We start from the raw sequence: 13,882 nt of genomic DNA, 5'->3' as shown, positions 1-13,882 counted from the left end.
ATTATCCGCTATAATCAACAAACGAACCTTTAAATGGGTGCTTGGCTAGCTGTTGTTCTTTCTCTTTTTTTTCATGTTTTTGTTGGGACTCATCGCTCGGCTGCTGATCATCTCCATCCAATTTTGCGTATGGAGATGATTCCAAAACGGTTTCCTTACTTTTTAACGCTTGCTTTTCTGTTTGCATATTGGCACTGTCCTGAGCATGTTGAGACTGTTGCTGCTTTTGCTCTGCTATTTTACCTGCCTCAAATGTTTTCGGGATTGCAATTTGAAGTTCAATCGCTTTCAAACTCATAAAATCCCTCCATCTGTAATTTCAGCCGCCAGCAGCGACCGTAACTTAAATAATGCTTTTGAATGTATTTGTGAGATCCTTGATGTAGATAAGCTTAAAATTTCTCCGATTTCTGTTAGCGTCATATCTTCTTGATAAAATAAACTTAGTACCAATTGTTCATTTTCATTTAGTTCTTTTATTTTTGTTATTAAGTCTTCTATTAATTCGCCTTTGACCGCTTGTTGTTCAGGTGTTTTCGTTTGTTCATCCTGCAATACGAAGGTTTGATCGTGATCATCTTCATCATTCATTTTTTCATCGATGGACAATACATTAGCAAAATACTGTTCATGCACGGTTTGATACACTTGATCCGTTGTAATGCCTAAATGATCAGCTACTTCCTCAGGCGTAACCGTTCGCAAGTATGACTGTTCAAGTTTACTAATTTCCTCATCCATTTTCTTGGTTTTTTCTCTCGAAGAGCGTGATAACCAATCTTCTTTTCGTAAACCGTCTATAATCGTACCCCGAATTCGGAATGAGGCATACGTATCAAATTTCAAGTCACGTGATGGATCAAATTTTGTTAACGCGTCGAAAAGCCCTTGATAGCCGAGAGATTTGATTTCATCACGGGATACGTTTTTCGGCAGTCCAGCACTGATTCGTTGAACGTGATAATTCACAAGAGGTGTATACATTCGAACTAGCGTATCACCTGCATCAGGGTCACGATTTTCAATCCATAACTTCCACTGATACCGTTCAGTTACATCTTGATTTGTCATCGAATTCACGCCTTTCCTGTCAGGTTCCTTGCACCAATATCATCTCTTATGTATAAGTATAGCAAATCGCAATAGATAAAGGCGACTAATGCATTAGCCGCCTTCGTTTGCACTGTTAAATTTCCTGTGTTCCAGCATTGACGGTACGAACAGATAGGATATTCGTATCAGGATCAAATTCAATTGTACGTCCGCTTGATCCGCCTGTATCTTCTGCAACAATCGGAATCGAATATCTTTTCAATTCTTTTTTTACCGCTTCTACATTGCGTGGACCGATACGGATCGTATCATTTGAACCGAACTGAAACATTTGCGCTCCGCCAGCAATTTTTGCTTTAATGCTGAAAGGTCTAACTCCTTCTGATTTCAAAAGTTCCAACATAGCATGAATGCCTGTATCTGCGAATTTTGCCACATTCAGTTTTGTCGATTTACCCAACTCACTGTCTGGCAACATAACATGCACCATGCCTGCTATTTTTTTCGAAGAATCATATAGTACTACACCAACACACGAACCCAGTCCTGATGTGCGTATCGTATGAGGTGATTTAGCAATATTCATATCCGCTATCCCTACGCGCACTACTGATTGAACGCTTACCATCTATAAGACACCCAACGAACTGAATATCGTGCGGTAAGATGGCGGGTCGGGTAACAAGAAGAAATGCCCCGCTAAACTCGACATTCCTTGTTCCCCCTCTTGTAATATTTCCGTTTCAATAACGATTACTTCATCACTGTACTGAGATACTTCGATCAGGCCGAAGCTAACAATGGCACCCACCATATCAATACTTAATGAAGGTACAGTTGGGTAGATATTTAAGGAAGTGAAATCAGAAAGTGCAGATAAATAAGAACCTGACAATATATTTCCCAACTCCTGTAGCGCAGAAGCACCCATTCCCAAATCCCCTACATCGTTAATACTAAATGCTACATCACCCGTCAATTTACGAATAAATTGTGTTGCAGATTCAATAGTGAGTACGAAGAACATGGTGCCGGTCACTTCACCTTCTATACGCAAAAAGATACCCGCTACCACTTTTTCAGTACCGCCTGCTAAATCAAACATTTCATCAAATGTAACTAGTTCGACTTTAGGTACACGCATGTCAATTTTCTGACCTAGCAACTGAGATAAAGAAGTTGCAGCATGCGCTGCGCCAATATTCCCGATTTCCTTTAAGACATCTAGATGCATTTCGGTGATGTCATTTTTAGAATCCATCCGTATTCCCCTTCTTTATTGGTTGCAGTACTTTTTCCAAATTCAACATGACCAACAATCGCTTACCAACTTTCGCCACTCCAGAAATGAATTCTGACTCTACAGAACCCACTACTTCCGGTTGAGGGCCTATTGCGCTTGTTGGAACATCCATCACATCATTGGCATCATCTACAATTAAACCGACCTCTGAACCCGCATGCGAAACAATAATAATGCAACTTGTTTCATCAAATTCTTTATACTCCATATCAAAACGTTCACGTAAGTCCACTACCGGTGTCACTACACCACGTAAATTTAATACCCCTTTGACATAAGAAGGCATACGAGGAACTCGTGTAATCGATAGCGATTTCTCGATGGATTCTACAACGTCAAGTCCAATCGCATATTCCTTATTCATCAATTGAAAGACGATCACTTTCATTTCGTTTACTTCTGCTGCTTTTGTCATGTCATCACCTCGATTATTTAATCAATGCATTACAGTCAACAATTAATGCAACTTGACCGTTTCCTAAAATTGTCGCGCCTGAAATCGCAAAGACATTCTGTAAGTATTCGCCGAGTGATTTCAGCACGATTTCCTGTTGACCAATAAATGAATCTACGACTAACCCAGCTAAACTTTCACCTTTACGAACGATGACGATCGATTGAAACTCATCTTCTTCATTGCTTCTATTTTTCATTTCAAATATATCTTTTAAGTCCACCAACGGCACAATTGTTCCACGGAAATCGATTACAGGCTGATTATGCGCATTTAAAATATCAGACTTTTGAATAATGGCAGTTTCGATTATAGATGACAAGGGGATTGCATAAATTTCTTTATCCAACTCTACTAACATTACCGAAATAATAGAAAGAGTAAGAGGTAACTGAACCTGGAATAACGAACCTTTTCCTTCAGTAGAATCGATCGAAATATGTCCGCCAAGAGATTCGATTGTGTTTTTCACTACATCCAGACCCACACCACGACCTGATACATCGGTAATAGAAGCCGCAGTTGAAAATCCTGAGGCTAATATCAATTCCGCTACTTGTTTATTCGTCAAAGAATCGGCAGCTTCAGGACTGACAATCCCCCGTTCAATTGCTTTACCTACTACGCGCTCGCGGTTCACACCCGCTCCATCATCTTCAAGCTCGATAAATACATGGTTACCTGAATGATAGGCGCGCAATGTTACAGTTCCAATCTCTGGCTTGCCATTCGCGATTCGCTCCTCCGGCATTTCGATACCGTGATCTAAAGCATTTCGAATCAAATGCACGAGGGGATCTCCTATTTCGTCGATTACGGTTCGGTCCAACTCTGTTTCAGCGCCGACAATCTCCAAATCAATTTTCTTATTCAGATCACGTGCCAATTGCCGAACCATTTTTGGGAATCTATTGAAGACTGTTTCTACAGGTACCATTCGCATGTTCAAAATGATGTTTTGCAAATCTCCTGATACCCGTGTCATTCTCTCAACGGATTCATTCAATTCAGGGTTATGCAATTCACTGGCAATAGATTGAAGGCGTCCACGATCAATGACAAGTTCTTCAAATAAGTTCATTAAAATATCCAGTCGGTCAATATTCACTCGAATGGTTTTATTAGAATTGGAAGATGTGGCCTTTTTTGTTTTTACAGCTTCCTTAGGTCCTTCTTTAGTTGTCGCAGCTTCCGCAACAGGTACGATTATCGTTTCCACGACTTCCGGTTCTGCATCTTTTGTATTCAATGCAGCTTGTTTATACTTTTGCACGTATTCATCCGTAATGTATGTAATATGTACATCTTCTATTTCAGAAACTTTTAGTACTTTTGCCTTTAGATCATCGGCGTCTTCTTGAGTCAATAGAACAATCGTAAACTTTTGATCAAAATCTTCATTTTCTAATTGTTCTACTGTAGGAACGGTTTTTATGACTTCGCCTGACTTTTCCAAAATCTCAAACGTCATAAATACGCGAGCTACTTTTAACAAGCAATCCTCACGTAAAGTAACTGTAATTTCTAAAGCATTAAAGCCTTGTTCAGCAGATTGGGAAATAACCGTCAATTCAAACTCATCATAATGAATTCCCGTCGAAGTTACGACTTCAATGAAAGCTTCCTCAGTTGTTGCTGCAGGCTCAGTTACTAAATCAAGTGGTTGTCCGGCTTCAATTCGATTAAGAGTGTCCACTAACTTGCTGACGTCTTTTTTTCCGTCTCCACCTGATTCGATGTCTTGTACCATTAATTCAAGATCATCCACTGCTTCAAATACCACATCTAATATTTCTGTTGTAACACTAATCTTTGAGTTTCGAATTGCATCAAGGACGTTCTCCATTTTATGTGTTAAATCTGCGATATCTTCATATCCCATTGTCGCTGACATTCCTTTAAGGGTATGTGCAGCCCTAAATACTTCATTGACAATGGCCAGGTCATCCGGATTATTCTCTAACGCTAGCAACTGTTCACTACAAGCCTGCAAGTGTTCTTTACTTTCTTCGATGAACATATCCAAATATTGACTTACATCCATTGTAAAGCCCCCTAGTTACTTCAAATTTCCTATTATCGCATTTGCGATTTGTTGTACATCTTTAATTTCGTCGCTGAGACCCGCGTCAATTATAGCTTTGGGCATTCCATATACAACGGACGTATTTTTAGATTCCGCTATAGTAATCGTTTTACATGAAGTACGCAATAGTTCCATGCCTTCTTTACCGTCATACCCCATACCTGTCATGATTGCTGTTACATATTCTAGTTCTTTATGTGTTGCCGCTGATTCTAATAACACGTTTACTGCCGGGCGATGTCCAGAACGAGGTGCCTCGTCTCCATCCAATACAATTTGATAGCCTGTTCTCGATTTCACAAACTTCAGATGCAAGCCGCCTGGCGCAATATAAGCCGTTCCATTTTCAATCAGCTCTCCATGTTCAGCTTCTTTGACGACTATTTCACTCAAACCATTCAGTCGTTCAGCTAATGATTTGGTGAATCCAGGTGGCATATGTTGGACAATTAGAATCGGGTATTGGAATTCCGCCGGAAACCTAGTAATAACTTCCTGCAAGGCCCTTGGTCCACCAGTCGATGTACCTATTATAACAAACTTTTTAGCAATAAGTGTATTTTTTTTAGGTATGCTTACTGTTTGTATTGGAAATATCGAAGCACTTCTGTTTTCATTCGCTTGGTTTTGGCTGCTCGTCGTTGTTGTATGACGTTTTTGTGTCGTTGTTATTTGACGCGTAAGTGTTTGAATTACTACATTTGATGCAGCAAATACCTTCTCCACAATTTCTTTTTCGATTTCATGAAGATTCAATGAAATCGAACCACCAGGCTTTGCTATCACGTCGACAGCTCCGTATTCTATTGCCAGAACTGCATTTTCTGTATTATGTTTTGTCGTACTTGATAAAATCACTACAGGGACTGGCATTTGATCCATAATGAACTTTAAAGCTTCCAGTCCATTCATTACAGGCATTTCAATGTCCATTGTAAGAACATCGGGCTGAAGATCGCGCACTTTTTCCACTGCATCTTTACCATTTCTAGCTATGCCGATGACTTCCATCATGGGGTGTTTATTTAACATATCCGAGATTAGCTTCCGCATAAAAGCAGAGTCGTCTACTACGAGAATTCGTTTTTTCTTTGCGGTAATCAAATTACACACGCCCCTTCAGAAAAACGCCTTTGATTTTGTCTATGAATCCAGAGCTTTCAATAGTAGTTCTTGGTTTATTGTTGTGTAAAAATGTATCAGTTATCGCCATCATTCGCTTACTCACTTTTGCATTGGGATATAATTTGACGAAAGGGACCTGTGCTATGACCGCATTCCGTACATGAATATCGTCTGGCAAAAAACCTAAAATGCTCGTTTCCATGAATAAAAACTTTCTAATCGCTAACTGAAGACGTGCGACAGAATCACGCCCATCTTGCTCCTTATGAACACGGTTACTGACTATGTGAATCGTTTTATTCGCACCTTGCAGACAAATGAACTTGATCATTGAATACGCGTCCGTAATAGAGGTAGGCTCTGGTGTCGCAATTAAAATAACCTCGTCCATCGCTAAGATCAAATCAATTGAACTCTTCGTCGCTCCTGCACCCATATCGAATAAAATGACATCATATTCCATCTGCAATAAAGAAAACGCTTCAATCAAGCGGTCAAACATTTGCCCCGACCACTCCACCACATTTTCCAGTCCAGAACCCCCTGCAATAAACGCAAGATTTTCATCGATGGGAGTTACGACTTTCTGTAACTGTTGTTGTTCAGTCAAATAATCTTTTAGATGATACGTGGGTGTAGCCCCAAATAATATATGAATATTTCCCATCCCGATATCCATATCGACAATCAATACTTTCTTTCCTTTCGCTACGAGTGCGTATGAGAAATTAGCAGTGAAATTCGATTTACCTACTCCGCCTTTACCACTGATGACAGCAATTGAGCGAGCTACTTGTCTTTGACTATTCATCATTTTTAGTCGCAGTGCTTCAGCCTGATCACGCACATGAATCACCTACTAATAGAAGATCTACTATCTTTTCCAAACTGGCTTCTGTTAAATCCTCCGGTACCTCTTGCCCATCGGTGAAGTAGGATACGCCTATTCCGTATTTCAGCATTAAATTAATAATCGCCCCAACCGAATTAGTTTCATCTGTTTTGGTAAATATGAATTTTTTGATTGGAAACTGATCAAATTGTCTGATGATCGTATCCATATCCTGTTCTTTTGACGTCGTAGATAACACAAGAAAGGTTTCCATATCTAATGAAAAATCAATGAGTTTTGATAAATCATCGACAAATTTCGCTTCTTTATAATTCCGTCCTGCTGTATCAATAAATATGAGATCGAGATCTTTCAACTTTTCGATCGCTATACGAAAATCTTCTTCGTTATAAGCGATTTCAACTGGCGCCTGAAGCAAATTGGCGTATGTACGCAATTGTTCAATGGCCGCAATTCGATACGTATCAGTCGTAATAAAACCGACTTTCTTTTTTTCTTCCAACAATGCACGTGCAGCGATTTTCGCAATGGTCGTTGTTTTCCCCACTCCAGTCGGGCCTAGTACATTAATAAACTTTTTCTGATAGGATATTCCACCGAAAGGTATGTCGTGAAGACAATCACTAAACCACGCTCTAATCAATTCCATTTGCTGTTCTTCAGTAAAATCGACTTTATCTTGCTTCATTCGATTGAAAACTAGATTGCCAATTTCCATGATATATTCGCTTGCCAGACCTTGCGTCTGTAACTTCTTCAATACGGGTAGTAGTTCATCAGGATATTTTTCAAATGTATGATCCCCTTGCTGTATATCCTTCAGCATTTGCTTGATCTCCCGCATTTCTCGTTGCATACGTTCAACAGACTCTGGCTCCGCAACAGGCGGTTGCACAGAACGAACTTGTGATTCAAATGTACGCTCGGCATTCGTTTTATCATAGCTTGCGACAACTTCTACTGACCGTTTACGAAAAAGACCAAGAAAGCCTTTTGTTTTCGTAACATTTGAACTAAGGATGACAGCATCGTCTCCAAAATCTTCACGGACTTTCCTCATAGCTTCAACCATAGTAGATGCTGTATACTTTTTCATTTTCATTAAATATCTACCACCCCTACACTTTGAACTTCCACTGATGCTTCCAATTCATTATAAGATAGTATAGGTATCTGTGGGAAATACCGCTCCGTTATTTGACGTAAGTACATACGAATGGCAGGTGAACATAAAATTACAGGTGATTGGTCAAGCATAGCTACCCGTTCGACTTCTTGCGCAATTCGTTCCAAGATTATTTGAGATTGTGATGGATCAATGGATAGAAAATTCCCTTGTTCAGTTTGTTGGATACTATCTGCAATGAGTTTCTCTACTTTCCCAGAGACTGTTAATACTTTTAACACCCCATTACCTACAACAAATTGACCAGTAATCTGACGTGCCAGTGATTGTCTGGCGTATTCTGTTAGTACATCCACATCGGACGTGTACTTGGAGTAATCTGCAAGCGTCTCAAAAATGATCGGTAAATTGCGAACCGAAACTTGTTCGTTCAATAATTTAGCAAGCACTTTTTGTATTTCGCCAATTGATAATGGAGTCGGAGTAAGTTCATCGACCAAAATTGGATATGTTTCATGTACGTGATCTACTAGTTGCTTGGTTTCCTGACGTCCAAGTAAATCGGAAGCATTGGCACGAATGACCTCAGTCAAGTGTGTAGATACAACACTTGGTGGATCCACAACTGTGTAACCCATGATTTCCGCTTCTTCTTTCGTATCCTCGGTAATCCATTTCGCTGGCAATCCAAACGAAGGTTCTACAGTATCTATTCCTTCTATTAAATCTTCGCCGCCGGGACTCATAGCTAGATAGTGGTCTAGCAAAAGTTCTCCCCTAGCCATTTCATTTCCCTTAATTTTGATTCGATACTCATTTGGTTGTAATTGAATATTGTCACGGATACGAACAACTGGAATGACGAGTCCAAGTTCTATCGCTAACTGCCGACGAATCATAACGACTCGATCCAGTAAATCCCCTCCCTGCGTTGCATCTACGAGCGGGATAAGGCCATAGCCGAATTCAAACTCAATTGGATCCACATTCAAGAGGTCAACGACATTTTCTGGCCGTTTTAACCCTTCAGTCTCTACATTTTCTTCCATCTCTAATAATTCATCTGGATCTTCATCTTCTTTACGTGACATCATAAACGCACCAATTGCCAGTGCACCCGCTATCGGAATAGTTAATATGTCATTAATCGGTGTGGCAAGACCCAGTAAAAAAATTGTAATGGATGCTACGTAAAGTAATTTAGGCTGTCCTAGTAATTGATTCGTAATGTCTGTCCCTAAGTTTCCTTCTGATGCAGCTCGTGTAACTACGATACCTGTTGCCGTGGAAATTAGTAGTGCTGGTATTTGTGAAACAATACCATCCCCGACAGTAAGTGTAGAAAATTGAAGTGCTGCTTCCGCAAACGGCAATCCCATCTGCACGACACCAATAATCATGCCAACCAATAAGTTGATCATAACAATAATGATCCCGGCAATAGCATCCCCTTTAACGAATTTGGTCGCACCATCCATTGCACCATAGAAATCAGCTTCGTTACTTACTTTTTCACGACGTGTACGTGCTTCTACATCTGAGATCATACCTGCGTTTAAGTCGGCATCAATACTCATTTGCTTACCTGGCATAGCATCGAGAGTAAAACGTGCAGCAACTTCGGAAACACGCTCCGAACCTTTCGTTATAACAATAAACTGAATGATGATTAAAATAACAAAAACGACGAGTCCCACAATAATATTTCCACCGGTAACGAATGTACCAAATGTATCAACTACTCCACCTGCATTACCCTCTGAAAGAATCGCACGTGTTGTGGAAACGTTAAGACCTAGACGGAATAATGTGAGTAATAATAATAGTGATGGAAAGATAGAGAATTGCAATGCTTCCTGCATATTCATCGCAGTTAGTAAAACCATTAACCCAAGTGTAATATTGATAATAATCAAGAAACTTAATAACCAAGGTGGTAACGGGATGACAAGCATCGCTATGATCATAATAACCGCCGCGAGTACTCCTATATCTTTAAACTGCATGCCACCCCTACTTTCTTATTTAACTTATATTTTCTTTTGAATGCGATATACATAGGCTAGAATTTCTGCAATTGCTTTAAAGAACTGCTCAGGTATTCGATCACCAATCTCTATTTCGTCATACATAGCACGTGCTAAAGGTCGATTTTCTACCATCACAATGTCGTGTTCAGCCGCAATCATTTTAATTTTTTGTGCGACAAAATCTGCACCTTTTCCAACGACAATTGGTGAATCCATCTGATCTTCATCATACTTTAACGCAATGGCAAAGTGAGTAGGATTGGTAATCACAACATCCGCTTCAGGAATCTCCTGCATCATCCGGCGCATTGCCATTTCACGCTGACGCTGTCTAATGCGGGATTTGACAAGCGGATCCCCATCCATATTTTTACTTTCATCTTTAATATCTTGTTTAGACATTTTTAGATTCTTTTCATAGTCAAATTTCTGATAAAGAAAATCCAAGATGGAAATGAATAATAATACTAGTGACGCGATAATCCCCATCATTCCGACTAATTTTGCAACAGTCACCAGTGTGACTTGCGGTGTCTTAAATGCCAAGTCGAGCACTTGTCCTAGATTACTCCATACAATAAGTGTTGTAACGGTTCCGATAAAAGAAATTTTTAATATGGATTTTAATAACTCTACAATTGCACGAATAGAAAAAATCCGCTTTAATCCTTTAATTGGATCTATTTTCTTTAAATCAAACTTTAACGTCTCAGCAGTAAATAAGAGACCGAACTGTAGCAGATTCGCTGCAATACTCGCAATAACTGCGATCAACATTATCGGCAATAATATGATTGCCATTTGTTTAATAACGCTTATGTATACTAACATGACTTGTTCTTCATCCAGCGACTTGATTGGAATAAGATGAGTAAAGGATTCTCGGAAAAACACGAAGAAATTATCCCTCATAAAACCTGCGGAAAAGAACATAAATGTAAAAATAGAGAAAAGAACAATTGAAGCTGTTACATCTTGACTTTTTAGTACTTGCCCTTTCTTTCTGGAATCTTCCCGCTTTTTCGGGGTAGCTTTTTCCGTCTTCTCACCGGCAAAAAATTGTAAATTCAGCCTTAGTAACAAGTTAGCCACCTCCAAGCAGTATCATCAGATTTCTCATCGTTACAATCATAATTTCAAACATTTTCTTCATTACGATTATGAAGACACTGGACATTGTCACGATTACCAAGAAACTAACACCAATTTTAATTGGAAATCCAACTACAAAAATATTCAGTTGTGGCACAGCACGAGCGGTTATACCGAGTGCCAAATCGACAAGGAATAACGTAGCTACGACTGGTATCGCCATTTGAAACGCAATTGCAAAGGATTTGGCGAAGGTCAAGACGATAAATTCTGCCATATTAGGACTACCAAAAGGTGGCCACATAGCCGTGATGGGTACAAACTCATAGCTGTAAAATATCCCATCCAAAAGCAAATGATGACCATTTACAACTAATAACAATAACATCGCTAGCGAATTAAGAAATTGTCCAAGCAATGGTGACTGCGCACCCGTTTGAGGATCAATGACGTTCGCAATGGCAAATCCCATCTGAAAGTCAATAAATCCACCAGCCACTTGAATAGCCGACATAATAATAAAAGCGGCAATGCCGATTGATAAGCCGACTACCGCTTCTTTAAGTACAAGTAATATGTATTGACCATCGATCTCTAGTTCAGGCATCGTAATAGAGTAAGACATCATCCAAGCTAATATTGCCCCGAATAGTAACCGTTGCGTAGCTGGGATGGTCTTGTAAGAGAATAATGGCAGCGTCACGAAGAAAGAGGTAACACGAGTTAGGATAAGTAAAAATGCGGGTAAGGATGGAATAAGTTCATTCATTTAATCACCCAACATACCTGGAGAGATTAGAAAAGATTTCGCTGGCATAGCCGGTAACATAGGATAACATCCAAGGTCCAAAAAATATGATAGCAACCATAACCGCTACGATTTTTGGTACGAATGCCAATGTCTGTTCTTGGATTTGTGTAGTTGCCTGAAAAATACTCACGGCAAGTCCTGTCACTAAAGCTACGATTAGGAGAGGTCCTGATGCAAGGAGAATAACCCAAACTGACCGTTCTGCAATGGATATAACAAATTCACTCGTCATTCAAATTCCTCCCTAAAAGCTTTGTAGCAATGACTGGATAATGAGATACCAACCGTCTACTAGAACAAATAATAATATCTTGAACGGTAATGAAATCATAACGGGTGGAAGCATCATCATCCCCATAGACATGAGCACACTAGCAACGATCATATCAATTACGAGAAAAGGAATAAAAATCATAAAACCCATTTGAAATGCAGTCTTAATTTCACTAAGGGCAAACGCTGGCACCATCATAGTAAGCGGAATATCTTCAATTGTATCCGGTCGCTCCATCTGGTTATACCGCATGAATAACTCCAAATCTTTCTGCCTAGTATGTTGACTCATGAATTCTTTAAATGGCACACTGGCCCGCTCGTATGCCTCGTCCAAACTGATTTCTTCATCAAACAAAGGTGTCAATGCTTCTTCATTCACTTGAGATAGCACTGGTGACATGATGAAGAACGTCAGAAATAATGCTAATCCAACCAACACTTGGTTGGGAGGCATTTGCTGTGTAGCTAGCGCCGTCCGTACAAATGACAACACTATGATAATCCTAGCAAACGAAGTCATTAGGATTAAAATTGCTGGTGCAAGTGATAATACCGTTAGTAATAGCAACATCTTAATGGAAGTAGAGACATTGGTGGGATCACTGTCGGAAAACGTGTCCAGAAAATCAACCATCGCGGTCGCTCTCCTTCCGATTTAAACGTTTTAACTGTTCTTTGCGCTCAGTTTTGATTTCGTCCATTTTGGTAGAAAACAATTGACTGAAAGTGGCTTCTTCCGATGGAGAGTGTTCAGCCTTTGAGAAAAACCGTGTATACAGTTGTGAAAGTATACCTTTTTGAACTTCATTGCCTTGGTCATAACGTGCAAGTAGTTCAGCAATTTCATCAGGATCTTCTATTTCTCTTAATAGTTGTACATTTTCACCAACACCTACTACGAAATAATGGTTACCCATTTTCACTAGTTGAATAGACTTATTTTGACCTAACGGAACACCACCCATATTCGTCATAAGTCGATTAGAGTCGAAATTTCTATTGCGTTTGTTCATGAAGCGTAGTAACCACACGAGCAAACCAATTACAAAGGCAAAAGCAAAAAGAGTTCTTATGTAATCTTTTGCTGTAAGTCCTTTAGGTTCGTCCAATTCATTATTATTCACTAATTTATTATCATTCTCTGCAACCGGAGCTTTCTCTTCGCAATCTTTATCTTTTCCAATACAGTCTGATACGCTGACATCAGGATCCGTTTCTGCATGTGCAAATGGTGTGATAGTAAAGCACAGAACGAATAGTAGTAAATACTGAATTACTTGTTTTACATTCATATGCTGCTCTTAGCTCAGCGCTTTGTCGATTGCTTCAATAACACGGTCAGCCTGGAATGGTTTAACGATAAAGTCTTTTGCTCCGGCTTGGATCGCATCTATTACCATTGCCTGTTGCCCCATTGCAGAACACATGATGATGGTCGCAGATGGGTGCGTACTTTTAATTGCTTTTAATGCTGCAATTCCATCCATTTCTGGCATCGTAATATCCATTGTAACCAAGTCTGGTTTCAATTCATTATACTTTTCAATAGCTTGAGCACCGTCCGCTGCCTCTCCTACTACTTCATAATTATTCTTTGTTAAGATATCCTTGATCATCATGCGCATAAATGCCGCGTCATCTACTACTAAAATTCGTTTTCCCATTCATATTCC

At 39.6% G+C, this 13,882-nt stretch carries 16 protein-coding genes; all 16 read right to left on the bottom strand.

All coding sequences use genetic code 11. The features are described 5' to 3' along the window. Position 1: 1 nt before the first annotated feature. Positions 2–298 (bottom strand): RNA polymerase subunit sigma, encoded by a 297-nt coding sequence (locus CSV72_RS16950; RefSeq protein ID WP_233191035.1) that lies wholly within the window; start codon positions 296–298, stop codon positions 2–4. Next, on the bottom strand, positions 295–1,071 hold the full coding sequence (locus tag CSV72_RS00395; protein WP_099633189.1) for a FliA/WhiG family RNA polymerase sigma factor: 777 nt from the start codon (positions 1,069–1,071) through the stop codon (positions 295–297). The genes CSV72_RS16950 and CSV72_RS00395 overlap by 4 nt, the downstream gene beginning before the upstream one ends. 115 nt (positions 1,072–1,186) lie before the next feature. Next, complete coding sequence (locus CSV72_RS00390; RefSeq protein WP_099676654.1) at positions 1,187–1,681, bottom strand: chemotaxis protein CheD; 495 nt, start codon at positions 1,679–1,681, stop codon at positions 1,187–1,189. Further along, entirely contained in the window at positions 1,682–2,314 is a 633-nt protein-coding gene (locus CSV72_RS00385; protein ID WP_099676653.1) for a chemotaxis protein CheC, read from the bottom strand. Beyond that, positions 2,304–2,771: a chemotaxis protein CheW gene (locus CSV72_RS00380; protein ID WP_099633186.1), complete on the bottom strand. Its 468-nt coding sequence runs from the start codon at positions 2,769–2,771 to the stop codon at positions 2,304–2,306. The genes CSV72_RS00385 and CSV72_RS00380 overlap by 11 nt, the downstream gene beginning before the upstream one ends. A 13-nt stretch (positions 2,772–2,784) precedes the next feature. Then, a complete protein-coding gene (locus CSV72_RS00375) occupies positions 2,785–4,854 on the bottom strand; it encodes a chemotaxis protein CheA (RefSeq protein WP_099676652.1) in 2,070 nt (689 codons plus the stop codon). Between the two features lie 15 nt (positions 4,855–4,869). After that, complete coding sequence (locus CSV72_RS00370; protein WP_369802868.1) at positions 4,870–5,949, bottom strand: protein-glutamate methylesterase/protein-glutamine glutaminase; 1,080 nt, start codon at positions 5,947–5,949, stop codon at positions 4,870–4,872. A 52-nt stretch (positions 5,950–6,001) separates the two neighbouring features. Beyond that, positions 6,002–6,868: a MinD/ParA family protein gene (locus CSV72_RS00365; protein WP_099676650.1), complete on the bottom strand. Its 867-nt coding sequence runs from the start codon at positions 6,866–6,868 to the stop codon at positions 6,002–6,004. Continuing rightward, on the bottom strand, positions 6,861–7,976 hold the full coding sequence (gene flhF, locus CSV72_RS00360) for a flagellar biosynthesis GTPase FlhF (RefSeq protein WP_099676649.1): 1,116 nt from the start codon (positions 7,974–7,976) through the stop codon (positions 6,861–6,863). The genes CSV72_RS00365 and flhF overlap by 8 nt, the downstream gene beginning before the upstream one ends. Continuing rightward, the gene (flhA, locus tag CSV72_RS00355) at positions 7,976–10,006 is read right to left on the bottom strand and encodes a flagellar biosynthesis protein FlhA (protein WP_099676648.1); all 2,031 of its coding nucleotides are present in this window, start codon (positions 10,004–10,006) and stop codon (positions 7,976–7,978) included. The genes flhF and flhA overlap by 1 nt, the downstream gene beginning before the upstream one ends. Positions 10,007–10,030: 24 nt before the next feature. Beyond that, complete coding sequence (gene flhB, locus CSV72_RS00350) at positions 10,031–11,122, bottom strand: flagellar biosynthesis protein FlhB (protein WP_099677108.1); 1,092 nt, start codon at positions 11,120–11,122, stop codon at positions 10,031–10,033. Beyond that, positions 11,115–11,891 carry a flagellar biosynthetic protein FliR gene (gene fliR / locus CSV72_RS00345; protein ID WP_099676647.1) on the bottom strand — a complete coding sequence of 259 codons (777 nt, stop codon included), beginning with the start codon at positions 11,889–11,891 and terminating at the stop codon, positions 11,115–11,117. The genes flhB and fliR overlap by 8 nt, the downstream gene beginning before the upstream one ends. 4 nt (positions 11,892–11,895) lie before the next feature. Continuing rightward, complete coding sequence (gene fliQ / locus CSV72_RS00340) at positions 11,896–12,165, bottom strand: flagellar biosynthesis protein FliQ (RefSeq protein ID WP_099633178.1); 270 nt, start codon at positions 12,163–12,165, stop codon at positions 11,896–11,898. A gap of 12 nt (positions 12,166–12,177) precedes the next feature. Further along, the gene (gene fliP / locus CSV72_RS00335; protein WP_029053195.1) at positions 12,178–12,843 is read right to left on the bottom strand and encodes a flagellar type III secretion system pore protein FliP; all 666 of its coding nucleotides are present in this window, start codon (positions 12,841–12,843) and stop codon (positions 12,178–12,180) included. Then, positions 12,836–13,501, bottom strand: a complete 666-nt coding sequence (locus tag CSV72_RS00330) for a flagellar biosynthetic protein FliO (RefSeq protein WP_099676646.1) — start codon at positions 13,499–13,501, stop codon at positions 12,836–12,838. The genes fliP and CSV72_RS00330 overlap by 8 nt, the downstream gene beginning before the upstream one ends. Before the next feature lie 9 nt (positions 13,502–13,510). Next, positions 13,511–13,873, bottom strand: a complete 363-nt coding sequence (locus CSV72_RS00325; protein ID WP_085133244.1) for a response regulator — start codon at positions 13,871–13,873, stop codon at positions 13,511–13,513. Between the last annotated feature and the right edge of the window lie 9 nt (positions 13,874–13,882).

Source organism: Sporosarcina sp. P20a, assembly GCF_002743175.1.
In the GTDB taxonomy this organism is placed as follows: Bacteria; Bacillota; Bacilli; order Bacillales_A; family Planococcaceae; genus Sporosarcina.
The sequence above is the reverse complement of the archived record's forward strand: the minus strand, read 5'-3'. Positions and strand labels throughout refer to the sequence as shown.

Coding starts and splice junctions, on each gene's coding strand:
- CSV72_RS16950 (WP_233191035.1), bottom strand. CDS start 298: ATGAGTTTGAAAGCGATTGAACTTCAAATTGCAATCCCGAAAACATTT.
- CSV72_RS00395 (WP_099633189.1), bottom strand. CDS start 1,071: ATGACAAATCAAGATGTAACTGAACGGTATCAGTGGAAGTTATGGATT.
- CSV72_RS00390 (WP_099676654.1), bottom strand. CDS start 1,681: ATGGTAAGCGTTCAATCAGTAGTGCGCGTAGGGATAGCGGATATGAAT.
- CSV72_RS00385 (WP_099676653.1), bottom strand. CDS start 2,314: ATGGATTCTAAAAATGACATCACCGAAATGCATCTAGATGTCTTAAAG.
- CSV72_RS00380 (WP_099633186.1), bottom strand. CDS start 2,771: ATGACAAAAGCAGCAGAAGTAAACGAAATGAAAGTGATCGTCTTTCAA.
- CSV72_RS00375 (WP_099676652.1), bottom strand. CDS start 4,854: ATGGATGTAAGTCAATATTTGGATATGTTCATCGAAGAAAGTAAAGAA.
- CSV72_RS00370 (WP_369802868.1), bottom strand. CDS start 5,949: ATGCGGAAGCTAATCTCGGATATGTTAAATAAACACCCCATGATGGAA.
- flhF (WP_099676649.1), bottom strand. CDS start 7,976: ATGAAAATGAAAAAGTATACAGCATCTACTATGGTTGAAGCTATGAGG.
- flhA (WP_099676648.1), bottom strand. CDS start 10,006: ATGCAGTTTAAAGATATAGGAGTACTCGCGGCGGTTATTATGATCATA.
- fliR (WP_099676647.1), bottom strand. CDS start 11,891: ATGAATGAACTTATTCCATCCTTACCCGCATTTTTACTTATCCTAACT.
- fliQ (WP_099633178.1), bottom strand. CDS start 12,165: ATGACGAGTGAATTTGTTATATCCATTGCAGAACGGTCAGTTTGGGTT.
- fliP (WP_029053195.1), bottom strand. CDS start 12,843: ATGGTTGATTTTCTGGACACGTTTTCCGACAGTGATCCCACCAATGTC.
- CSV72_RS00330 (WP_099676646.1), bottom strand. CDS start 13,501: ATGAATGTAAAACAAGTAATTCAGTATTTACTACTATTCGTTCTGTGC.
- CSV72_RS00325 (WP_085133244.1), bottom strand. CDS start 13,873: ATGGGAAAACGAATTTTAGTAGTAGATGACGCGGCATTTATGCGCATG.